A 22,866-nucleotide genomic window follows, 5' to 3' on the forward strand; every position below is an offset into this window, starting at 1 on the left:
CCCCGTACTTCACCCGGCAGGCCCGGTCCGGCAGGCGGCACAGCCGGGCGGGGCCCAGGCGGGCCCCCGAGGGCCGCACCCCTCGGCGCTCGCCCGGCATCTCACGCCGCCGTGGCCAGCCGCTCCCGCGGTACGAACCGCACATGCGGATGGCCCCGGTGCCAGCCCACCGAGAGGCGCAGCCCGCCCACCCGCGCCAGGATCAGGCCGACGGCGACGGCGGCCGCGGCCGAGACGAGGCCGCCGGCGGCGAAGCCGACCCTCGCCCCGTACGTGTCCGTGACCCAGCCGACAACCGGCGCACCCAGCGGCGTACCACCCATGAAGACCATCATGAACAGGCTCATCACCCGGCCGCGCATCGCGGGATCGGTGGCCATCTGCACGGACGAGTTGGCCGTGACGTTGACCGTCAGGCCGACCATGCCGATGAGGACGAGCAGTGCCGAGAAGATCCACAGGGACGGCGCCACGGCGGCCGCCACCTCCAGGACACCGAAGAGCAGCGCCGCGACGACCAGCAGCCGCAGCCGCGACGTACCGCGCCGGGCGGCGAGCAGAGCGCCCGCCAGCGAACCGGCGGCCACCAGGATGTTGAACATGCTGTACGCGCCCGCCCCGCCCTGGAACACGTCGTCGGCGAAGGCCGACAGCCACACCGGGAAGTTGAAGCCGAACGTGCCGATGAACCCGACGAGGACGATCGGCCAGATCAGCTCCGGCCGGCCGGCGACATAGCGCAGGCCCTCCCGCAACTGACCCTTGCCGCGCGGCGCACGCTCGACCTGATGCAGTTCACGGGCGCGCATCAGGAGAAGACCGGCGATGGGAGCGACGAAGGACACGCCGTTGAGCAGGAACGCCCAGCCGGTACCGACACCGGTGATGAGGACGCCCGCGACGGCCGGCCCGATGAGGCGGGCGGACTGGAAGTTCGCCGAGTTGAGGCTGACCGCGTTCTGCAGCTGGCCGGGCCCGACCATCTCGGACACGAACGACTGACGGGCCGGATTGTCGACGACCGTGACGAGGCCGAGGACGAATGCCGTGAGATACACGTGCCAGACCTGGACGTGCCCGCTCAGGGTGAGGGCCGCGAGAGCGAGGCCCGTCAGGCCCATCGCGCTCTGCGTGAACAGCAGGACCGGCCGCTTGGGCAGGCGGTCGACGAGGACGCCGCCGTAGAGGCCGAAGAGCAGCATCGGAAGGAACTGCAGCGCCGTGGTGATACCGACGGCGGCGGCCGAGCCGGTGAGGCTGAGCACCAGCCAGTCCTGGGCGATGCGCTGCATCCAGGTGCCGGTGTTGGAGATGACCTGCCCGGTGAAGAAGAGCCGGTAGTTCCGGATCTTCAGCGAGCTGAACATATTGGTCTTGGTGGTGGCGGGCTGGGAGTCGTGGGTGGTTGGTCCGGGTGCGGAATCTGCTCCGGTTCCCGTACTCAAGGTTTCGCCTCCTTTGGCGGTCGCGGTCACTTCGTACGCGTGGCGGTCGCGGTCACTTCGTACGCGCGGCTCGTGTGCTGGCGCGGTGTGTGATGCCGGAAGCCGGTCTGTACTGCCGGAAGCCGCCCGGCCCCCCGTCGCGGTGCGTCAGAGATGGGCCAGCTTCTCCAGGACCGGGGCGGCGACGCGCAGCTTCGCCCACTCGTCCTCGTCGAGGCCCGCCACCAGCTCCGCCAGCCACGCGTTCCGCCGGCGGCGGCTCTCCTCGAGCATGGCCTCGGCCTGCTCGGTCTGCGTCACGACCTTCTGGCGGCGGTCCTCGGGATGCGGCTCCAGACGGACCAGTCCCTTGGCCTCCAGCAGGGCGACGATGCGAGTCATCGACGGCGGCTGTACGTGCTCCTTGCGGGCGAGCTCGCCCGGCGTGGCGGAGCCGCAGCGGGCCAGGGTGCCGAGCACCGACATCTCGGTGGGGCTCAGCGACTCGTCGACCCGCTGGTGCTTGATTCTGCGCGACAACCGCATCACGGAGGAGCGCAGTGCGTTCACGGCGGCAGCGTCGTCGCCATGCGTGAGGTCCGGCATGTCTTTAGGATAACTCATTACTCTCCCTAAATTCTCGCGGATCGGGGCAGCGACGCGCGTGACCGTGCTCACCGGAGCAGAGCGACCCCCGGCCGCGCCCACGGGTGCCGGTGCCGCACATGGCCCGCCCGGCGGAAACTCCATATGCGGGACATCACCCAAATGAGTGATCCAATTCCCGAAAGTGACGCGTGGGCCGGTCAGGTCGGGCAACCCTCGTCCCCATGGGGACCGACGTGCTCAGCCTGCGCTTGGACCGTGAGCTGCTCGAGCGGCTCCGCCGGCATGCCGCGAAAAGAGGAATGAGCGTCCAGGACTATGTCGTCCAGACGCTCATTCGCAGTGACTTCGACGAGCGGTTCCAGTCCGCGGTCGAGGAGACGGAGAGGTTCTACGGGGCCGCCGAGGGGTTCTACGGAACCCCGGCGTCGCGGCGGCCCCGCAGCCCCGCCGAATGACTTCCTACGCCTGCGTCACGTAAGGCCCAGCGCGGGCATCAGGTAGTAGAAGGCGAACACCGCCGACACCACGTACATCGCGGCGGGCACCTCACGGCCGCGGCCCGCGGCCAGGCGGAGAACCGTGAAGGTGATGAAGCCCATGCCGATGCCGTTCGTGATCGAGTACGTGAACGGCATCATCAGCATCGTCACGAAGGCCGCGATCGCGATCGTGTGATCGCTCCAGTCGATCTCCCGGATGGAGCCGGCCATGATCATGAAGCCCACCGCGACCAGCGCGGGGGTGGCCGCCTGGGACGGCACCATGGTGGCAAGCGGGGTCAGGAAGAGCGAGACGGCGAATAGCGCGCCGGTGACGACGTTCGCGAAGCCGGTCCGTGCGCCTTCGCCGACGCCCGCCGTGGACTCGACGAAGCAGGTGGTGGCCGAGGAGGAGCTGGCGCCGCCCGCGGCGACGGCGATGCCGTCCACGAACAGGACCTTGTTGATGCCCGGCATGTTGCCGTTGGCGTCGGTCAGCTTGGCCTCGTCACCGATGCCCATGATCGTGCCCATCGCGTCGAAGAAGCACGACAGCAGCACGGTGAAGACGAACAGCAGGCCCGTCAGGATGCCGACCTTCTCGAAGCCGCCGAAGAGGCTGACCTGGCCGATGAGGCCGAAGTCCGGCGTCGCGATCGGGTTGCCGGGCCACGCCGGAGTGGTCAGACCCCAGGAGGGCACGTTCGCGACGGCGTGGATCACCGCGGCGGCCACCGTCATCACGACGATCGAGATCAGGATCGCGCCCGGCACCTTGCGCACGATCAGCGCGAACGTGAGCAGCACGCCGACGATGAAGACGAGAACCGGCCAGCCGCCCAGGTGCCCGTCGCCGCCGAGCTGCAGCGGCACGGTGGTGTGGGCGGCGTCCGGCATGCGCGTGACGAAACCGGCGTCCACGAGGCCGATCAGCAGGATGAACAGGCCGATACCGATCGCGATGGCCTTGCGCAGGCCGAACGGCACGGCGTTCATCACGCGCTCCCGCAGGCCCGTGGCCACGAGCAGCATCACGACGAAGCCGGCGAGGACCACCATGCCCATCGCGTCCGGCCAGCTCATGCGCGGCGCGAGCTGGAGGGCCACGACGGTGTTGACGCCGAGTCCGGCGGCCAGCGCGATCGGCACGTTGCCGATGACGCCCATCAGGAGGGTCGTGAACGCGGCGGTCACCGCGGTCGCCGTGACCAGCTGGGCGTTGTCCAGCTGATTGCCGTACATGTCCTTCGCGCTGCCCAGGATGATCGGGTTCAGCACGATGATGTAGGCCATCGCGAAGAAGGTGGCGAACCCGCCGCGGATCTCCCGCGGAATGCTCGAACCTCGCTCGGAGATCTTGAAGTAACGGTCGAGCGCACTGTGCGGAGGCTGCTGCTGCGGCTGCTCCGGAGTGGCGGCCTTGGCGGTGGCCGAGGTGGGCATGCGGGAACCTCAGGGGTGCGGGTGATTCACGGAATTGATCGGGTCCGGCCGTCGACGGTCAACAACAGATTTTTCTTTGCGCCTCTGCGGTCACTCAGCAGTCACTGTTGGAGCTTCATACGACTAGAAGTAGCCAGACTCGGACCGTTTCAGTATGAACATATGAGCCACATATCGCCATCTCCGCGCGTAGACCCCTTGCGGCACAAGGGCCCCGCCCTCCTGCGGGGGCCTCGGTGCGGGGGCGTCCGACCCGCCCCCGGGGCCCTCGTAAGCTGTGCGCATGGCGAAATGGACCCCCAAGCACGAGGCGCCCGAGCCCCTTGAGGGGCCCGTGGTCGCCACCATCACCGGCGGCACGGTCCTGTGGTTCCTGCTGTTCCTGGTGCAGCTGCCGTTCTACGGGTGGTTCGACGATCACGGGCACACGTGGTGGCTGTGGACGTGCCTGGCCGGCGGGGGGCTGGGGCTGATCGGCATCTGGTACGTGCGGAAGCGGGATGCGGCGATGAAGCGGGACGCGGCGCTGAAGGCCGGCGACGCCGCCGAGTAGGGCGCCCTTTCTCGCCTCTGGCCGCCCGCAGCAAAGGCGGCCAGGTGTTCGGGGGGTGAAGCCGCGGGTCCGCCCTTACCGTCGTTTTCATGACGCACATCGATGCGGGTGCTGAACTCGATCCTGTGCACCCCGTGCCGATACCCCGCGGGAAACCCTCGCCCGGGCTGACCGCCGCGGAGGTCGCCCGGCGGGTGGCGCGCGGCGAGGTCAACGACGTTCCGGTGCGCAGCAGCCGCTCGACGGTCGACATCATCCGGGCCAACGTCTTCACCCGCTTCAACGCGATCATCGGTGTGCTGTGGCTGATCATGCTGTTCGTCGCGCCGTTCCAGGACAGCCTGTTCGGCTATGTGATCCTCGCCAACACCGGCATCGGCATCATCCAGGAGCTGCGCGCCAAGAAGACGCTGGACTCGCTCGCGTTGATCGGCGAAGCGCGGCCGACGGTGCGGCGGGACGGCGTCACCGCCGAGATCAGCACCTCCGAGATCGTCCTCGGGGACCTGATCGAGATCGGGCCCGGTGACAAGATCGTCGTGGACGGTGCCGTCGCGGAGGCCGACGGGCTGGAGATCGACGAGTCGCTGCTCACCGGCGAGGCCGACCCCGTCGTCAAGAACCCCGGCGACCAGGTGATGTCGGGCAGCTTCGTGGTGGCGGGCGGCGGCGCGTTCACCGCGGTCAAGGTGGGCCGCGAGGCGTACGCCGCGCAGCTCGCGGAAGAGGCGTCCCGCTTCACGCTCGTCCACTCCGAGCTGCGGACCGGTATCTCCACGATCCTCAAGTACGTGACGTGGATGATGATCCCGACCGCGCTCGGCCTGATCATCAGCCAGCTCGCCGACGAGACCCACGACTCCGGCTTCAAGGACGCGCTCGCGCGCACCGTCGGCGGCATCGTGCCGATGGTGCCCGAGGGACTGGTGCTGCTGACCTCGGTCGCCTTCGCGATCGGTGTGATCCGGCTTGGCCGAAAACAGTGCCTCGTGCAGGAGCTTCCGGCGATCGAGGGGCTCGCCCGCGTCGACACCGTCTGCCTGGACAAGACGGGCACGCTGACCGAGGGCGGCATGGACGTCACCGAGGTACGCGCGCTGGACGGCGCGGACGGCACGTACATACGCAAGGTCCTCGGCGCCCTCGGCGAGTCCGACCCGCGGCCGAACGCCAGCCTGCAGGCCATCATCGACGCGTATCCGGACAGCGACGAGTGGCGCTGCACGGAGTCGCTGCCCTTCTCTTCGGCCCGCAAGTACAGCGGAGCAAGCTTCAGCGAGGGCAACGGCGAGTCCAGCTCATGGCTTCTCGGAGCCCCGGACGTCCTGCTGCCCGCCGGGCACCCGACACTGGCCGAGACCGAGCAGCTCAACGAACAGGGGCTGCGCGTGCTGCTCCTGACCCGCGCGGTCAGGGAGCTGGACGACCCCGAGCTCACGCACGGCGCGCGCCCCACCGCGCTCGTCGTACTGGAACAGCGGCTGCGGCCGGATGCCGCCGACACCCTGCGCTACTTCGCGGACCAGGACGTGCGCGCCAAGGTGATCTCCGGTGACAACGCCGTGTCGGTCGGCGCGGTCGCCGCGAAACTGGGCGTGCCCGGCGCCGAGAACACCCTCGACGCGCGGGCGCTCCCGCAGGCGCGACCGGAGATGGCCCAGGTCCTCGACGACCACACGGTCTTCGGCCGGGTGACCCCTCAGCAGAAACGGGACATGGTCGGCGCGCTGCAATCGCGCGGGCACACGGTCGCGATGACCGGCGACGGCGTCAACGACGTCCTCGCACTGAAGGACGCCGACATCGGTGTCGCCATGGGCTCCGGCTCCGAGGCCAGCCGGGCCGTCGCCCAGATCGTGCTGCTGAACAACAGCTTCGCGACGCTGCCCTCGGTCGTCGCGGAGGGCCGCCGGGTCATCGGCAACATCACGCGCGTCGCGACGCTCTTCCTCGTGAAGACCGTCTACTCGGTGCTCCTCGCCATCATGGTGGTCTGCGCCCAGGTCGAATACCCGTTCCTGCCGCGCCACCTGACCCTGCTGTCGACGCTGACCATCGGCGTCCCGGCGTTCTTCCTCGCCCTGGCCCCCAACAAGGAACGCGCCCAGCCCCACTTCGTACGACGCGTCATGCGGTACGCGATCCCGGGCGGGATCCTCGCGGCCACCGCCACCTTCGCGACGTACCTGCTGGCACGGCACCACTACACCGGGCCCGACGAGCTGGACGCCGAGACGAGCGCGGCGACTCTCACGCTCTTCCTGATCGCCATGTGGGTCCTGGCGATCATCGCGCGCCCCTACACGTGGTGGCGGATCGGCCTCGTCGCCGCGATGTGCACCGGGTTCCTGCTGGTCCTCGTCGTGCCCTGGCTGCAGCACTTCTTTGCGTTGAAGCTGGTGGGGACGACGATGCCGTGGGGCGCGGTGGCGATCGCGGGGGTGGCGGGGGTCGTGCTGGAGTTTTTGTGGCGGTGGGTAGGGCGGCGGTTCCCGGCGTAGGAGTGGTCGGCGGGGCCCGGCCGGGCATCGCTTCGCTCGCCACGGTCCGGCCCCGCCGGGGACACGGCCGGCCCCCGCCGGGGTGGGGTTTCGCCCCCGCCGCCCCTACCCGTCCCGTCCCCCGGGGGCTCCGCCCCCGGACCCCCTATCGGCCTGAACGGCCTCGTCCTCAAACGCCGGACGGGCTGGTGCGTCCGCCCTCAGTCGAACCAGCGGTCCCGGGCCAGTTCCTCCGTGCGCGACGGGTCCTCGAGGAGGGCCGCGACCTCGAAGCGGCGCGGCCACTGGCCCGCCGCCCAGGCCAGACCCGCCGCGACGCCCTCCAGCGTCGCCGCGTGGACCGTGCCGTCGGGCGCCTGCCGCCAGTCCAGTTCCGTGCCGGCCACGACGAGTTCCTCGTACTCGGTGTACGTCGCCGGGGTCGACGGTCCCAGCAGCACCCGGACCGACTCCGGGACCGGATGCACCACTCCCTCGCCCGCCACCTCCGCGGTCACCGTCTCGCTGAGGCGCCGTACCTGGAACAGTTCGGCCAGGTCGGCGGCGCGCGACGGGCGTACGGGGAGCAGGGGCAGCCCGGCGGTGAGCGGCAGCAGGTCGGGGGCGTCCGCCACCACCGCGTCCGCCGCGTCGACGACCGTGACGCGGCCGTCCACGACGGCCCGCAGGTCGTCCGGGAGCGTCACCTGCTCCGGGTCGAGGTCCGCCAACAGGCCGTAGATCGCGTGGAGTTGGGCCGACGTGACGTCGCGCTCCGGGTCGGCGAGGCGGTCGAGGAGCTCGGCCGCGCCGCCGGGTTCGGAGAGGAGCACGGCGACGGAGGTTCGGACGCCGAGCGCCCGCAGTACCTGCTCGTCGTCGAAGCCCGTCGCGTCCGCCGAGTCGTACAGCCCGGCCAGCAGCGGGTCCCCGCCCGCGGCCCGCAGACCGGCCGGGCGGCGGCCGTCGAGCACCGGGTGGCCGCGCAGCCACCAGGCCGTGTACGGGCGGACCGTTTCCGTGGTGCCGTCCGGCAGCAGGATGCGCACCGGCTGCGTGAGGGCGTCCCGCAGCGGCGGCTGCGACAGCAGCGCGAGCGCCTGCGGCCAGCGGTCGTCGTCGACGAGGTCGAGATCGCGTACGGCGATGATCTCGGTGGCGACCGGCGGTACGGGAGTGTCGGGCAGCCGGTCGAGGATGTCCTCGCACCAGACGTCGACGGCGTCGAGCAGCCCCGCGTCGTCGGGCTCGGGGAAGTCGCCGCTGCGCGGCTCCACTTCGTCCGGGTCGAGGACCACGTCCGTGGCGCGGACCAGCGCGAAGTTCGCGAGGACCCCGCAGGCGGCGAGCGGCTGTTCGCCCCAGCGCTCGGCCAGTTCGGCGTCCACCTCGGCCAGTTCGCCCTCGCGCACGACCCCCGCGAAACGGCTGCCGGGCAGCACGAGCTCGCCAGCCGGGGCGAGCTCCCCTTCGTCGTCGGGCAGCGCGAGCGCCCCGAGCCAGGGCTCGTCGCCCGGGTCGAGACCGGCATCCCGGACGAGCGCGAGGACGAGGTCCGCGAGCTCCTCCGCGTCCAGCGCGTCCTCGTCCCAGGAGTCGTCCTCCAGTGAGCCCGCGACGGCGGCCCGCACCTGGGGTGTCGTCAGGACGGCACGCGGTGTGGCGGGCAGGGCACCGAGCTTCTCGAGGAGGGGGTGCGCGGCGTCGGGGTGCGCGACCTTGAGGCCGAGACGGGCGAGGGAGGCCGGGGCGGCAGGCTCTTCCGCGGGCTCGCCCGTTTCCGTGCCCCTGCCGGACGGCGGCACCGGCAGCAGCACCTGCCGGGGCCCGATCGTCGTACGGCCGTCGGCGAGGGGCACCGGCAGACCTGAGAGCCGGTCCGGGTCGACGCCGGCCAGGCTGTCGTACAGCCGCCGCCACCAGGCGGGCTCCCGTTCCAGACCGGCGAGCCGGTCGATCGCCTCGGTCAGCGGAACGCGGGCGACGCCCAGCGTGCGCAGCTCCACACGGCGTTCGAGCCCGGCGGGCAGCAGGCTCGGCAGCACCTCGGCCAGCACCCGCACCGTGTCGGCGCCCGCGCCCTCGACGACCTCGGCCTCGCGCGGCCGCAACGCCACGGGGCCGGCGGCCGCCGTACCGCCCGGCATCATGGCCTCGCCCTCCGGGGCCCAGGCCGGTGCGGCCTCGGAGCCTCGGGCCCAGGCCGGCGCCGCCTCGGCTCCCTCCAGGGGCCAGGCCGGAGCGGCCTCTGCCCCCTCGCGCTCCACCGCGGGCGGCAGGAACGCCGTACGCGGCAGCCGGTCGAGGATGGCCTGGCGCAGCGCCCCGTCCAGGACGCCCTTGCCGAGCGGACCCGGCACAAGATCGATCAGGCTGGTGCTCAAGGGGCGCCAGGAAGCGAGCAGTTCGGCGTACGCGTCCGCCGCGCGCTGCACGAGGAAGTCGGTCAGCGGGCCCGGCGCGGCGTGCCGGCGCATCGTGTCCAGCGGCAGCGACGCGATGAGCAGCGCCGGTACGCCGAGGGGTTCGTCGCTGGCCGTCGGTGCGTGCACGACCGGGGCGGTACGGGGGCGTCGCGGGGCGCCCTCGTCGTCCACGGGGACGGCCCAGGTCACGGACCAGTAGGGGCGAAGCCGCTCCTCGACCGGGCGGTCGGCGAGCAGTTCGTGGTCGAGGGAGCCGTGGCGGCTGACGGTGCGCCACCGGCTCGTACCGTCGCGGCTGTCGTCGATGACGATGTCGGATGCGGCCCCGGGGTGCGGGCGCCGCCGCAGCGTCCGGACGCCGTCCACCGCGCCCTGCGTCTCGACGACGACCTCCTCGAGCCCCGGGAGGCTCAGCAGGAGGGCGTCGTCGATGCCCTCGAGCAGCCGTTCGACGAGGTCTCCGGCTGCCGCGTCGCGCAGCGGCAGGATGACGACGGTGTCGTATCCCTCCGGGGCGGTGCCCTCGGCGGGCAGCGGCAGGCGGAGGAGCGGCACGTGGCCCTCGCGGCGGCGCAGCTCGTCGCCCAGCCCGGGGCTGTGGCGCGCGGTCTCAGCGGCCAGCTCCCGGGCCTCGGCGAGCGACCACCGTACGCCGCCGTGGCGGCCGACCACCGCGGGCTCGTCGGTCACGGCGAGCACGGCGGCGAAGCCGACGCCGAAGCGGCCGACGGCCGCGGTCCTGCCCTCGCCGTGCCCCTCCCGCTTCGCGGAGGCGCGCAGCGTGGACAGCGACTCGGCGCCTGCCGCGTCGAGGGGGGCGCCGGTGTTGGCGGCGGCGAGGACGCCGTCGCGGAGGATGAGGCGGAGCCGCCCGGGCACGCCCGCGCGTGCCGCCGCGTCGGCGGCGTTCTGCGCCAGCTCCACGACGAGGCGGTCGCGGTAGCCGCCGAGCGCGAGGTCCTCCTCGGCGTTGGCGTCCTCGCGGAACCGGGCCGGGCTCGCCGCCCATGCGTCGAGTACCCCGCGCCGCAGACGCGCCGTCCCGAACGGATCCGCCCCCTCCGGGGCCGGCCGCACGAACTTGCTCACGGTGGTCACTCCTTGCCTCCGGCATTGCTGTTCCCGGCGTCGGCGCGGTTACGCGTTCGCCGCCGCCCGAAGGTACCGCGCGGCGGCGTCCGGCCGGGTGGGCGGTTCGCCACCGCGGGCCTCCGGCCGGTGGGTGGTTCGCCACCGGGCGGTGGCTGGATCGGCGCGTGCGCGTCTGCGGGTCCGCTCTGGTGCGCCACCTGCCGGTGTGGGCTGGGTGGCATGGGCGGCTTTCAGCCGGTGGTCGGTTGGTGCGCCACCTGCCGGTGGCCGGGTCGGGGCCGCGCCGGGATGTACTCCCCCAGTGCCTTAAGGGCCTGGGAGGTGCCCCCAGGTCTGGCGCCGAACCGTTGTCGTCGGAGGGAACCGTACGCTTGCGCCAGCCTCCCCCAGTGCCTTAAGGGCCTGGGAGGTACCCCCAGCGGGCGCACATCCCGCCACGTCCCCTTCGGCACGTACGCGGCGATCCGCCGGTGGCCGGTTCCGCCGTTGCGACGGGACAGGTGGCAGCCGCGCCACTGACCGTTGTGGGCATGCGTTCCGCCTGGGGCGGAACGGGTGGGCACAACCCACGACGGCGGGCGCCGTGGAACTGTGGTCCAGCCCTGGCTGGGGCACCCAAAAAACGGGGGCACCCCGAAACTGCGGCCGCCGGAGGCTAACTGTGGCCGAACTCCTCGGCCGGCCCCTCCGTCTCGACGGACCCGGAATCCGCCACGGGCCGCAACGGCATCTCATCCACCCGCGTCTCATCCAGCACCGGCGGAGCCGGCTGCGGCGGCTTCGGCATGACCGCGGCCTCGGAGTGCGCCCCACACCCGTACGCAAGGGACACCACCCGGCCATCGGCCGGCGAGAACTCGTTCGAACACACCCCGAACGCCTGCCGCAACGACCCGGCGAGCGGCACCAGGAACCCACAGGACACACACGACGCCGGCGCGGCCTGCGCCATCTGCGTCTTCGGTCCGTACGACTCCTCCCAGCGGTCGGCCGCCGTGTGCAGCCCGTACCGCGAGAGCACCCGCGCCCGCCGCATGCCGAGCTCCTCGGCGACCGCCGCGATCGAGCCGCGTGACGGCGCGACCGGCAGGTTCGCCGGCGCCCCGGCCGTGACCTCGGCGTCCTCGGCCTCGACGAGGTCGGCCATCTCCTCCGACACGGCGGAGTTCGGCGGCGGCGCGTCCTCGCCGCTGTACCCGGGCTCGAGCCGCAGATCCTCCGCCTCGGTCGGCAGCAGATCGCCCGGCCCCAGATCCCCGGGCCTCAGCCGCTCGCTCCACGGCACCCACTCCGGGGCCAGCAGCGCGTCGGGACCGGGCAGCAGCACCGTCTCTTCCAGCGTCACGATCTTGGCGCGCGAGGCCCGCGCCACGGTGACGGCCCAGCGCCAGCCCCGGTACCCGGGCTCCTTGCACTCGAAGAGGTGTGTGACGACGCGGTCGCCCTCGACGACGATCCCGGCATGCTCGCCGACGACGCCGGGCGCGGCTGTCTCCTCTGCCGCGGCGCGGGCGAGCTCGACCGCCTCAGCGCACAGGCGGTCAGGGGTGCGGCTTCGCGTTGTCGCTGCGCTCACAGGTATCGCTTCTCTCCTACGCCGTCTCACGAGTGCGCCGTACGGCAGCGGATGCACCGGTATGCGGACGGAGCGGACCAGGGGACCGCGTCGACGTCCGCGCCCGGTGGTCCTCGGGCGCACCTACGTCACCCATTCTGCGGGATGACCGAGGGGTGCGCGGCCGTGGACTGCCGTTGTATTGCGCGCTACGCACGCTACCCTCTCCGGGCCCCTGGGCCCACACCGACGTACGGACCCTGCGGCTCCGCCGCCTGCGCTACGGCTGCCCGCAACGGGACCCGGGCAAAGGCAGGCCCGCCCTGCGCGCCATACCCATACGCGCGGTAACCGCACTACCCGCCCGCTCCTCGGGGCACTATGACGGGGTGGCAGCCGCAAAATCGTCCGCCTCGGGGAGCGAGGCGAATCCGGTCGGCAGGGTCGCCCGCACGGTCGGGCGTGCCCTGCATCTGCCGTTCACGGGAACTGCGCGCGGCATCAGAAAGGCGACACACGCGCATGGAGCGGGCGAATCGGGCCTCGGCAAACTCATCGAGCTGCACGGTGTGAACGGAGCGGGCGACGTGATGATCACCGTCGCCCTCGCCTCGACGGTCTTCTTCTCCGTACCGACCGACGAGGCCCGTGGCCGCGTCGCGCTCTACCTCGCCATCACCATGGCGCCCTTCACACTCCTCGCCCCCGTCATCGGCCCCCTCCTCGACCGCGTCCCGCACGGCCGCCGCGCCGCGATGGCCGGCGCCATGCTGGCGCGGGCACTGCTGGCGCTCACGCTCTCGGGCGCGGTCGTGACGGGAAGCCTGGAGCTGTACCCGGCGGCCCTCGGCGTCCTCGTCGCCTCCAAGGCGTACGGCGTGGTGCGCAGCGCCGTCGTCCCCCGGCTCCTCCCGCCCGGCTTCTCCCTCGTCAAGGCGAACTCGCGCGTCACGCTCGGCGGGCTGCTCGCCACCGGCGTGGCCGCGCCGATCGGTGCGGGGCTCCAGCTGATCGGCCCGCGCTGGCCGCTGTACGGCGCGTTCGTGATCTTCGTCGCGGGGATGTTCCTGTCGTTCTCGCTGCCGCCCAAGGTCGACTCGGCGAAGGGCGAGGACAAGGCGCTGCTGGCCGCGGACGAGGAGCATCTGCACGGTCCGCACCTGAAGACGACGGGCCGGCGCCCGGGGCTGCGTACCGTCGGCCCGGCCGTGACGCACGCGCTCGCCGCCAACGCGACACTGCGCTGCCTGTCCGGCTTCCTCATCTTCTTCCTCGCGTTCCTGCTGCGTGAGGATCCGATGGCCGGGCAGAGCGCCGCGGTGTCGCTGGGCATCGTGGGCGTGGCGGCGGGCACGGGCAACGCGCTGGGCACGGCCGTCGGGGCGTGGCTGAAGGCCCGGGCGCCGGAGGTGATCATCGTGACGGTCGTCGCGCTCGTGCTGGGCGTGGCGATCATGACGGCCGTGTTCTTCGGAGCGTTCCTCGTCGCCTGCCTCGGCGCGTTCGCCGGGTTCGCGCAGGCGCTGGCCAAGTTGTCCCTGGACGCGCTGATCCAGCGGGACGTGCCTGAGCAGGTGCGTACGTCGGCGTTCGCGCGCTCCGAGACGCTGCTCCAGATGTCCTGGGTGGTGGGCGGCGCGATCGGCATCGCCCTTCCGCTCAACGGCGTACTGGGCCTGTCCGTCGGTGCCGGCATCCTCGCCGTCGGCTGGCTGTCGACGGTACGCGGCCTGCTGGCGGCGGCCCGGCACGGCAGCACGGCACGGGCCCGGGTGGCCTGACCGAGACGACCCGGACCGGCCCTGGAGGCCGCCCGCACGCGCCCTGGCGGCCGGAGTCGTCCGGCCCCGCACGCGCCCGGACGGCTGGAGTCTTCCGGCCCGCCACACCCCCGAGTGGCACGACCCCGCGGCGCGCCGCCCCCCACATGGCATGGCCACACAGCGCCCGGATAGCCTTCGGCCATGACCTCCCTGCCCCGCGGCAGTGCCGCAAGTGAACACCGCCCGGCGAACCGCCGTCGCGCCGTCGCTGCCATCGGCGCCGTCTCCGCCGGACTTCTCGTCCTGTCGGCATGCGACAAGCCGACGCCGATCGCCACCATCACGGTCGGCGGCGACTCGGTGCACTCGGAAGCCTCCTGCTACGAGGGCGGTGAGGCGCTGAAGGCCTCGCAGCTGCAGGAGTGCCTGAAGGACAAGGACATCGAGACCATCAAGGTCGACCCCGACGAGACCGTGCGCTTCGGTGTGGACCCGGAGATCGCGGACAAGGGCTGGACGATTCTCATGAACGGCCAGGCACTGACCGACGCCAGCAAGAAGACGTACCGCACCATCCCGGGCAGCGTGTTCTTCAACCAGCAGTACGGGGCCAGCGGCACCACCACGACGGTAAGCATCCTCGAGGGCGACAGCTCGAAGGCCACGGGCCTGTGGTCGTTCAAGCTCAAGAAGGACGCCTGACCACGGCCTCCGTGCGGGTTCTCGTGGCCACCGCGGTCCCCGTCGAACGGGACGCGGTGGCGCGGGCCTTCGCCTCCCCGCCGCGGGAGGTGCCGCTCCCCGGGACGACCCTGCACAGGGTCGAGCACCCGGCCCCGCCGGCCGAGGCAGCCGTCGCCCCTCTCGTCGACGCACCCGCCGCCACTCCCGCCTCGGCGCCCGCGACTGCTGTCCCTGTCGCCGACGCCGGGAGCCGATACGACCTGCTCGCCGCCGGCGTGGGCCCTGCCGCCGCGGCCGCCGCCACCGGGGCGGCCCTCACCGCTGCCGCGCTCGCCGGGCAGCCCTATGACCTCGTCGTTTCCGCAGGTATCGGCGGCGGGTTCCCGCCCGACGCCCCCGTCGGCTCGGTCGTCGTCGCCGACGAGATCACCGTCGCGGACCTCGGCGCGGAGACCGCCGACGGCTTCGTGTCCGTGACCGGGCTCGGTTTCGGCACCGTCACCCACTATCCGCCCCGATCACTCGTACGAGATGTGGCCGCGGCCACCGGTGGTGTGACGGGCACCGTCCTGACCGTCTCCACGGTGACCGGCTCGGCCGCGCGCGCCGCCGAGCTGCGTGCCCGCCACCCGGGCGCCGTCGCGGAGGCCATGGAGGGGTTCGGTGTCGCCGAGGCAGCGGCCGCACACGGCTGTCCGGTGCTGGAGATCCGCACGGTCTCCAACCCCGTCGGTCCGCGCGACCGCGCCGCCTGGCGCATCCCGGAGGCGCTCGCCACGCTCACCGAGGCGTTCGGGAAGACCGTGCATGTAGTGGAGAGTTGGAAGAAGCATGACTGAGCAGCCGCAGACGGAGACAGGGACGGTTACGGGTCCCGGCGAGGCGACGGCGACGGAGCCGGGGCGCGGACGGCCGGAGTCGCCCGCCGCTTCCTCTGAAGCGCCTCTGAAGATCGCGTACTCCCCCTGCCCCAACGACACCTTCGTCTTCGACGCCTGGGCGCACGGCCGTGTCCCTGGCGCTCCGGCCCTCGACGTCACCTTCGCCGACATCGACATCACCAACGGCATGGCGGAGCGCGGCGAGTTCGACGTGCTGAAGGTGTCGTACGCCGTGCTGCCCTGGGTGCTCGAGGAGTACGCTCTGCTGCCCTGCGGCGGCGCGCTCGGCCGCGGCTGCGGGCCCCTCGTCCTCACCCGTGAGCCGGGGACGGACCTGCGCGGGAAGACGGTCGCCGTGCCGAGCGAGAGGTCCACGGCGTATCTGCTGTTCCGGCTGTGGGCCGCGGACACCGTGCCGGGCGGGGTCGGGGACGTCGTGGTGATGCCGTTCCACGAGATCATGCCCGCGGTGCGCGACGGCAAAGTCGACGCGGGTCTTGTGATCCACGAGGCCCGTTTCACCTACCAGAACTACGGTCTGCACTCCCTCGCCGACATGGGCGAGCACTGGGAGCTCACGACCGGCCTGCCGATCCCGCTGGGCGCCATCATCGCCAAGCGCTCGCTCGGCACCAGGACGCTGCGGCTGCTCGCCGAGTCGGCGCGCACGTCGGTCCGTATGGCGTGGGACGACCCGGAGGCCTCGCGTCCGTACGTCCTGGAGCACGCCCAGGAGATGGACCCGGCCGTCGCGGACCAGCACATCGGGCTGTACGTCAACGAGTTCACCGCAGATCTCGGCGAGGACGGCTATGCCGCAGTGCGCGGGCTCCTCACACGCGCAGCGGCCGAAGGGCTCGTACCGCCCCTCGGCCCTGACGCCCTGTCGTTCCCCTGACACAGGTCCGACGGACGGAGTCCGGCGCAGCCGCCCGAAGCCTGCGAAGCAGTGCGAGCGCGGCAGAAAGAAGGAGCCCGCCGATCTCGGCGAGGACGGCTACGCCGCCGTGCGCGGGCTCCTCACACGCGCAGCGGCCGAGGGGCTCGTACCGCCCCTCGGCCCGGATGCGCTCGCGTTCCCGTAATCCCATTCGTTCGATTCGCCGGTACGGGAACGCCGGGTGTCTGCCTCTACCCCGAGCTATACGTCCAGCTGGTCGGCGACCGCCCGCAGGAGGCCCGCGATCTTCTTGCCGGAGGCCTTGTCGGGGTAGCGGCCCTTCTCCAGCATCGGCGTGATGTTCTCGAGCAGTGTGGTCAGGTCCTGGACGATCGACGCCAGTTCGTCCGGCTTGCGGCGCTGCGCGGCGGCCACCGAGGGGGTCGGCTCGAGCAGCGTCACCGACAGGGCCTGGTCGCCACGCTGACCTGCGACGACACCGAACTCCACGCGCTGGCCCGGCTTGAGTGAGTCGATGCCTGCGGGCAGTACGGAGGAGTGAACGAAGACGTCACCGCCGTCGTCGCGGGAGAGGAAGCCGAAGCCCTTCTCGCTGTTGAACCACTTGACCTTGCCGGTAGGCACCTGAAGTCCTCGTCCTCGTACTCGTCTGCGCCGCCTTCTTCGGATGAAGGCGGCAGGGGAAAACGGCTCTGGATAGCAGTACAGCGGGTCGTGGAGACCCGCCGGCACCAAGGCTAACGGTCCGGGGGTCCGTGACAAGACGTCGCCGGACTGTTCCTATGCGCTGGGAACTACCCTGGTGCGGTGCGTGACAAAACCCAACCGAATTCCGCCGGGGCCGGTGACCGGCTGGTCCGTGCCGGCGCGATCGTCTTCTTCGCCGGGGCCGTGGCCACCCTGATCACAGTGGCACCGCTGTTTCTCGGCACCAAGCCGTTTCCGACGTACATGTTCGGCCTGAGCATGCTCATGGGCGTGGGCTTCGCGATCGCGGGCGCGGGGGTGCTGCGCTCCATCGCGGCACAGCGCCGCCAGGCCAGGTCGGTGTCGGCGCGGTAGGCCCTTGGCGCGGTAGGCCCTCGGCGCGCCAGGCCGGTCGGCGCGCCAGGCCGGTCGGCGCGCCAGGCCCCAAGGTGCCCGTGCGTCCACAGGGGCCGGGCCCATGCGCCCGCCGGCTCGCTGTGCGGTCGGGGTGCGCCCGTGGACCGGACCGGCGGTGCGGTCGCAGGGATCAGGCGCTGGTGCTGCGGTAGTGGTCCGCCAGCCAGGCCGGGAACTCCGTCAGGTCACGGAGCACCACGTCGGCGCCCGCCGCGCGCAGTTCCTCCGCGTCGCAGGGACCGGTCGGGACCGCGACGGACAGCGCAGCCGCGGTGCGGGCGCCCAGTACGTCACCGGTGTGGTCGCCGACGTAGACGCTCGCGCCGTGCTCGCGCAGCGCGTGCGCCTTCCGCTCGGCCCACAGGTCCCCGATGAGCTCGTCGGCGTCGATGCGCAGATGCGTCAGGTGCAGCTTCGCGTTGGGCTCGTACTTCGCGGTGACGACGATGGCGCGGCCGCCCGCCGCCTGCACGGCGTGCACCGCCTCCCGTGCGCCGGGCATCGCCAGCGTCCCGGTGATCGCGTGTGTCGGATACATCTCACGGTAGAGATCGGCCATCTCCGGAATGTGGTCCTCCGGGAACCAGTGCGCCAGCTCCACCTCGAGCGGCGGGCCGAGCCGGGTGATGGCGAGATCGGCGTCGATATACGTGTCCGTACGCGCCGAAAGCGCCAGGTACGCCGCGCGGATGCCCGGCCGGGAGTCGATCAGGGTCATGTCGAGGTCGAAGCCGACCGTCAGAGGGCGCGAGGTCATGCAGGCCATTGTGCCCACACCACGAGCGCGGCCTTCCCCCGCCGTACCTACGGCCGTTCCCTCCACGCTGCTCACAGCCGTTCCCGCCACGCTGCTCACCACCGGTGCCGGTGCGCTCGTCACTGACGGTGCCGGCGGGCCCGCCACACCAGGAAGAGGGCGGAGGCGACGGCCGCGCCTCGTACCACCCAGGGCCAGGTCTCCGTCAGCGCATCGCTCATGTGTCCCTGCGGGATCGGCTCGCCCCAGCGTCCCTCGTTCCGGCCCCACAGCCAGACGACCGCGCCTGCGGCCACCAACCCGGGCATACCCAGCACCGCCCACTTCGTCTCGGCGGTGCTGAGCCGGCTTGAGGCGTAGGCGAGGACCCAGCCGAAGGCGAGGGCGAGCCACTCGTCGAGGACGGCGCCGATGACGAGGAGTGCGGCGGCGAGCAGCAGCAAGGGACTGCCGAGTCCGGTCGTACGGAGTCGGGGCAGGCGGCGGCGTTCAGGGGCGGCGGGGTCGGCCTCGGCAACCAGGTCATCGGACGGAGCTGCCGCGGCTCCCTTGTCCGTGCCCTCGTACTGGCCGTCCTCCCCCTGGTCGATCTCCTCCGGGTCGTTCTCCTCCGGCGGCTGCAGTATCTCGGGGATCTCGATGCCGCCGACGAAGCCCGGCACGGTGTCCGCAACGCCGAACGGGCTGTCGTCCACCCTCCCCCAGTCTCGAATTCGCTCGACCGGGGGGACCCCCATCCAATCCGGTTCGGAACCGCTGGGGCCCAGCTCGTCCTCGCCCGCGAGATGCGGCGGCGACGCGGCGGTCCGGGGGCGCGGCGGCTCCTGCTCGCGACGCGGCCGCGGCACCATGCGACGCAGCCCCTTCGGCCGCTCCGGCGGCGCGGCCTCGCCCCCACGCTGCTGCGGCACGGCGGAACGGGCGGGCCGCGCGCTCGGCGCGGCCCCCGGCTCCGCTGGCTCCGCGTCCTCCGCCCGCCCGGCCTGCTCCGTCTGCCCCGGTCTCCGCGCCTGCTCCGTCCGCGACACATGGCCGCGGCCGGTGCCACCCGCCGCGGCGACCACCTCGTCGGGGGTACCGAGCCGGGCCAGGATGCGGCGGACCGCTGCCGGACTGTCGACCGTCGCGTTCGACCTGCACCGCTCGATCTCCCTCCGCAGCTCCGAGACCAGCCGCATCCGCGTGGCGGACGGCAACTGCCGCTGCTGGGCCAGGTCGCCGACCCGGCTCAGATAGTCGAAGACGAGCTGATCGCTCTCAATCCCCACGAAGTCCCCTCCGGGACAAGCACCTTGAACTGCCCGCACCGACGACGTTACCCCGCCCACGACACCCCACCCCGCCACCACGACCCCGGCCGCGCCGCCACGTAGCTGTGGGCAGTCGTTCCGCTGGGCTGGGGGCACCTCCCACGCCCTTAAGGCAGTGGGGGAGGGTGGGCACAGCCCACGACGCACAGCACATCGCGTATAAGCCCAGCCCCGTGCAACGGAAGGCGCCCACAACGCACAGCACCCCCACGCACAACCCCAACCCCGTACACCAGAACCCGCCCCCCGCCGGAGGCACCCGGTACCGTTGACCGGATGAGCACCGAGCAGACCCAGGAGCCCGCCGCGACGCCGGCGCGGCCGGCTCCGGAAGCGGCGGCACCCCCGCGCTCCCTCGCGGAAGCGCTCCGCGCCCGCGACGACGAGTCGCTGGCCGCCCTCCTGCGCGCCCGTCCCGACCTGCTCAGCCCCGTCCCCGGCGACCTCACCCAGCTGGCGACCCGCGCCGGCACCCGCGCCTCGGTCGTCCGCGCCCTGGAACGCCTCGACCGGTTCGCCCTGCAGACGGCGGAGGCCCTGGCCGTGGCCTCGGACCCGGCGCCGTACGAGAGGCTGCTCTCCCTGCTCACCGGCGACCGCACCGAGGCGGCCCCAGAAGCCACCCCAGCCCATGACCGAACCGTAGGCACAGCGGACCCAGCCGTGGCCACGATCGAGCACGCCCTCCCCCGAGCCCTCGCAACGCTGCGCGAACAAGCCCTGGTCTGGGGCCCGGACGACCGTCTGCGCCTTGTCCGCACCGCCCGCGAACTGCTCACGCCATCACCGCAGCACCCGTCACCGACGGGGCTCGGCCCGACGGTCGCCGAGACCACGGCGGGCATGTCGCCCGGCCGGATCCAGGAGATCGTGGCGGCGGCCGGGCTGCCGACGACGCATGACGCGGTGTCGGCGGTCGCCGCGCTGACGGAGCTCTTCACGGACCGCAGCCGTATGTCGGCCCTCCTGGACGACGCGCCGGCGGAGTCGGTGGCGGTGCTGTCGCGGCTCGTATGGGGCCCTCCGTACGGGCAGGTGACCGCCGATCCGGCGCCACATCTGCGCTGGCTCCTTGACCGCGGTCTGCTGCTGCCGACGGCTCCGGGCACCGTGGTGCTGCCGCGCGAGGCCACGCTGCATCTGCGCGGCGGCCGCGCACACCGGCAGCCGGAGCCGGTGCCGCCCGCGCTGGAGCCGGCGACCGAGCACCGTCCACAGGTTGTGGACGCGACGGCCGCGGGCCAGGCGTACACAGCGCTCGCGACCGTCGACGAGCTGCTGAAGGACTGGGACGAGGGCGGCCCGGCAGTACTGCGCGCGGGCGGCCTCAGCGTCCGTGACCTGAAGCGGACGGCCGTGGCACTCGACGTCTCGGAACCCCTCGCCGCCTTCTGGGTCGAACTCGCTTACGCGGCGGGGTTGCTGGCGTCGGACGGGGAGGCCGACGAGCGGTACGCGGCGACGCCCGCGTACGACGAATGGCTGGAGCTGCCTGTCGCCGAGCGCTGGGCCCGACTGGCCTCCGCCTGGCTGACTGCCACCCGCACGGCGGGCCTGGTCGGCGGGCGTGACGCCAAGGACCGCACCCTGTCGGCGCTGGGCCCGGGCCTGGACCGCTCGGCCGCGCCCGAGGTACGCCACCGCGTCCTCACGCTCCTCGCCACGCTCCCCGAGGGCTCGGCCCCGACCGCCGAGTCCCTGCTCGCCCGCCTCCGCTGGGAACGCCCCCTTCGCGCGGGCGCCGCCCAGCCGTCGACCGCTCAGGACGATCTCCGTACCCGCCTCGCCCGATGGACGCTGACGGAGGCGGAGCTCCTGGGGGTCACGGGCCGGGGCGCCCTGTCGTCGCACGGCCGGGCACTGCTGGGTGCCGCGCCGGCCCCCGCCGCAACGGAGACCGGGCCGGGCATGGGTGGCGGCGCGGAGTCCCCGGCCCGCGGGCGGCACGCCCCGGCCGGGACGTCCGGCGACCGCGTGGCGGGCGCCACCGTGGCGGGGACCACCGGGCGGGACGCCGTAACTCCCGTCGCCGAGGACCGCGTCACCACCGCGGGAGACGCCGAGGCGGACGAGTCCGGGGGACGCACGCCGTCCGATGCCGGCACACGGCGCGCCGCCCCGTCGGCAGGCACCGGGCCCGACACTGCGGCCGAGCGGGAAACAGCCGCCGGCCCGGATGCGGGCGACCGGCCGGGCGCCGGCGCCGGTGCGAAGCTGCCCGCCCGCAAGGCGCACATCGCCGACGAGACGCCGACCGTCGGCGACACCGGTCCAGTCGGCCCGGGCGTCCGCCGTGGACCGGCGGAGGCGCCTGCCGGGGCACCGGCGACGGGCCCCGCGGCGGCCGCCACGGTCGCCCCCGCCACGCCCCCCACCCCCGCCGAAGCCGCCGTCAACGCCGCCCGCGCCGCGCGCCTCCTCGCCCCCCTCCTCCCCGAACCCCTCGACCACGTCCTCCTTCAGGCCGACCTCACGGCCGTCGCTCCGGGGCCGTTGCAGCGGCCGCTCGCCGACATGCTCGACGTGCTCGCCGATGTGGAGTCGAAGGGCGGGGCGACCGTGTACCGGTTCACGCCGGGGTCCGTGCGCCGGGCCCTGGACGCCGGCCGGTCGGCGTCCGATCTGCACGCGTTCCTGGCCGCGCACTCGCGGACCCCCGTCCCGCAGCCGCTCGCGTATCTGATCGACGACGTGGCCCGCAAGCACGGGCATCTGCGCATCGGCGCGGCATCCGCGTACGTCCGGTGTGACGACGACGCGGTGCTGAACGAGATCCTCGCCGACAAGCGGTCGGCGGCGCTGCGGCTGCGCCGGCTCGCGCCGACAGTGCTGGCGGCGCAGGCCGACCCGGCGGCGCTGCTCGACGGGCTGCGCGGCATGGGGTTCGCGCCCGCGGCGGAGGGCCCGGAGGGTGACGTGCTGATCACGAGGGCGCACGCTCACCGCACCCCGCCGCGCACCGCACCCGAGCCCGTGCCGGAGGGCCCGCCGGTGCCCGACACCACGCTGCTGGGCGCCGCGGTGCGCGCCATCCGCGCCGGGGACCGTGCGTCGACGGCCCCCCGCAGGACGTCGCCGGAGCACACCGGCGAGCTGCCGCGCACCACGCCGGCCGAAACCCTCGCCACGATGCAGGCCGCCGTGCTCACGGGCCAGGCGGTGTGGATCGGGTACGTCAACGCCGAGGGCGCCGCCAGCCAGCGCGTGATCGCGCCGGTCCGTGTGGAGGGCGGCTTCGTCACGGCCTACGACCACACGGCGGACGAGGTCCGCACATATCCGCTGCACCGCATCACGGGCGTCGCGGAGCTGGCCGAGGGCCAGATCTGACCATCACCGGGCGCCCGAGAATGTGACCGGCACCACATGACCGCCCCACCGATTTCCGTGGTGGGGCACACTGGA

Annotated in this window: 17 protein-coding genes and 1 pseudogene; 10 read left to right on the top strand and 8 right to left on the bottom strand. The window is 72.8% G+C overall.

Annotated elements, in window-relative coordinates; genetic code table 11:
- Window positions 1–101: 101 nt before the first annotated feature.
- Together H1D24_RS15580 and H1D24_RS15585 are read right to left on the bottom strand one after the other, a co-directional pair.
- Window positions 102–1,445: an MFS transporter gene (locus H1D24_RS15580; protein WP_181658151.1), complete on the bottom strand. Its 1,344-nt coding sequence runs from the start codon at window positions 1,443–1,445 to the stop codon at window positions 102–104.
- A 147-nt stretch (window positions 1,446–1,592) separates the two neighbouring features.
- A complete protein-coding gene (locus tag H1D24_RS15585) occupies window positions 1,593–2,030 on the bottom strand; it encodes a MarR family winged helix-turn-helix transcriptional regulator (RefSeq protein ID WP_181658152.1) in 438 nt (145 codons plus the stop codon).
- Between the two features lie 224 nt (window positions 2,031–2,254).
- On the opposite strand from H1D24_RS15585, the gene H1D24_RS15590 reads away from it, so the two are divergent.
- Window positions 2,255–2,488: a ribbon-helix-helix protein, CopG family gene (locus H1D24_RS15590; protein WP_181658153.1), complete on the top strand. Its 234-nt coding sequence runs from the start codon at window positions 2,255–2,257 to the stop codon at window positions 2,486–2,488.
- A 15-nt stretch (window positions 2,489–2,503) separates the two neighbouring features.
- Here the strand turns inward: H1D24_RS15590 and H1D24_RS15595 are convergent, their stop codons facing one another.
- Complete coding sequence (locus tag H1D24_RS15595) at window positions 2,504–3,955, bottom strand: NCS2 family permease (RefSeq protein WP_181658154.1); 1,452 nt, start codon at window positions 3,953–3,955, stop codon at window positions 2,504–2,506.
- Window positions 3,956–4,238: 283 nt separating this feature from the next.
- Here H1D24_RS15595 and H1D24_RS15600 point away from each other — a divergent pair, with 283 nt between their 5' ends.
- Both H1D24_RS15600 and H1D24_RS15605 read left to right on the top strand, forming a co-directional pair.
- Window positions 4,239–4,508 carry a DUF2530 domain-containing protein gene (locus H1D24_RS15600; protein WP_181658155.1) on the top strand — a complete coding sequence of 90 codons (270 nt, stop codon included), beginning with the start codon at window positions 4,239–4,241 and terminating at the stop codon, window positions 4,506–4,508.
- 89 nt (window positions 4,509–4,597) lie between these two features.
- On the top strand, window positions 4,598–7,009 hold the full coding sequence (locus H1D24_RS15605) for a cation-translocating P-type ATPase (RefSeq protein WP_181658156.1): 2,412 nt from the start codon (window positions 4,598–4,600) through the stop codon (window positions 7,007–7,009).
- 200 nt (window positions 7,010–7,209) lie between these two features.
- Here H1D24_RS15605 and H1D24_RS15610 read toward each other — a convergent pair whose 3' ends face one another.
- Both H1D24_RS15610 and H1D24_RS15615 read right to left on the bottom strand, forming a co-directional pair.
- On the bottom strand, window positions 7,210–10,503 hold the full coding sequence (locus tag H1D24_RS15610) for a sacsin N-terminal ATP-binding-like domain-containing protein (protein WP_181658157.1): 3,294 nt from the start codon (window positions 10,501–10,503) through the stop codon (window positions 7,210–7,212).
- 658 nt (window positions 10,504–11,161) lie between these two features.
- Complete coding sequence (locus H1D24_RS15615; protein WP_181658158.1) at window positions 11,162–12,082, bottom strand: DUF3027 domain-containing protein; 921 nt, start codon at window positions 12,080–12,082, stop codon at window positions 11,162–11,164.
- Between the two features lie 368 nt (window positions 12,083–12,450).
- Between H1D24_RS15615 and H1D24_RS15620 the strand changes: the two genes are divergently transcribed.
- The 5 genes and pseudogenes from H1D24_RS15620 to H1D24_RS15640 form a co-directional block, all read left to right on the top strand.
- Entirely contained in the window at window positions 12,451–13,842 is a 1,392-nt protein-coding gene (locus H1D24_RS15620) for an MFS transporter (protein ID WP_181658159.1), read from the top strand.
- 183 nt (window positions 13,843–14,025) lie between these two features.
- The gene (locus H1D24_RS15625; protein ID WP_181658160.1) at window positions 14,026–14,526 is read left to right on the top strand and encodes a DUF2771 domain-containing protein; all 501 of its coding nucleotides are present in this window, start codon (window positions 14,026–14,028) and stop codon (window positions 14,524–14,526) included.
- An 11-nt stretch (window positions 14,527–14,537) separates the two neighbouring features.
- Window positions 14,538–15,347, top strand: a complete 810-nt coding sequence (locus H1D24_RS15630) for a futalosine hydrolase (protein WP_309484327.1) — start codon at window positions 14,538–14,540, stop codon at window positions 15,345–15,347.
- Complete coding sequence (locus H1D24_RS15635) at window positions 15,340–16,287, top strand: 1,4-dihydroxy-6-naphtoate synthase (protein WP_258564092.1); 948 nt, start codon at window positions 15,340–15,342, stop codon at window positions 16,285–16,287. Before H1D24_RS15630 ends, H1D24_RS15635 begins: the two co-directional genes overlap by 8 nt.
- Before the next feature lie 79 nt (window positions 16,288–16,366).
- Window positions 16,367–16,474: pseudogene (locus H1D24_RS15640) on the top strand (1,4-dihydroxy-6-naphthoate synthase); the annotation flags it as partial.
- A 56-nt stretch (window positions 16,475–16,530) separates the two neighbouring features.
- Here H1D24_RS15640 and H1D24_RS43565 read toward each other — a convergent pair.
- Window positions 16,531–16,914, bottom strand: a complete 384-nt coding sequence (locus tag H1D24_RS43565; RefSeq protein ID WP_181658162.1) for a cold-shock protein — start codon at window positions 16,912–16,914, stop codon at window positions 16,531–16,533.
- A 183-nt stretch (window positions 16,915–17,097) separates the two neighbouring features.
- Between H1D24_RS43565 and H1D24_RS15650 the strand changes: the two genes are divergently transcribed.
- Complete coding sequence (locus H1D24_RS15650; RefSeq protein ID WP_181658163.1) at window positions 17,098–17,352, top strand: hypothetical protein; 255 nt, start codon at window positions 17,098–17,100, stop codon at window positions 17,350–17,352.
- A 172-nt stretch (window positions 17,353–17,524) separates the two neighbouring features.
- On the opposite strand, the gene H1D24_RS15655 is transcribed toward H1D24_RS15650, so the two are convergent.
- On the bottom strand, window positions 17,525–18,160 hold the full coding sequence (locus tag H1D24_RS15655) for an HAD family hydrolase (RefSeq protein ID WP_181658164.1): 636 nt from the start codon (window positions 18,158–18,160) through the stop codon (window positions 17,525–17,527).
- A gap of 110 nt (window positions 18,161–18,270) precedes the next feature.
- Window positions 18,271–19,419, bottom strand: a complete 1,149-nt coding sequence (locus tag H1D24_RS15660; protein ID WP_181658165.1) for a hypothetical protein — start codon at window positions 19,417–19,419, stop codon at window positions 18,271–18,273.
- Between the two features lie 318 nt (window positions 19,420–19,737).
- Here H1D24_RS15660 and H1D24_RS42385 point away from each other — a divergent pair, with 318 nt between their 5' ends.
- The gene (locus H1D24_RS42385; RefSeq protein ID WP_258564093.1) at window positions 19,738–22,791 is read left to right on the top strand and encodes a helicase-associated domain-containing protein; all 3,054 of its coding nucleotides are present in this window, start codon (window positions 19,738–19,740) and stop codon (window positions 22,789–22,791) included.
- Window positions 22,792–22,866: the final 75 nt, after the last annotated feature.

It is taken from the genome of Streptomyces himalayensis subsp. himalayensis (assembly GCF_013778455.1).
Lineage (GTDB): Bacteria > Actinomycetota > Actinomycetes > Streptomycetales > Streptomycetaceae > Streptomyces > Streptomyces himalayensis.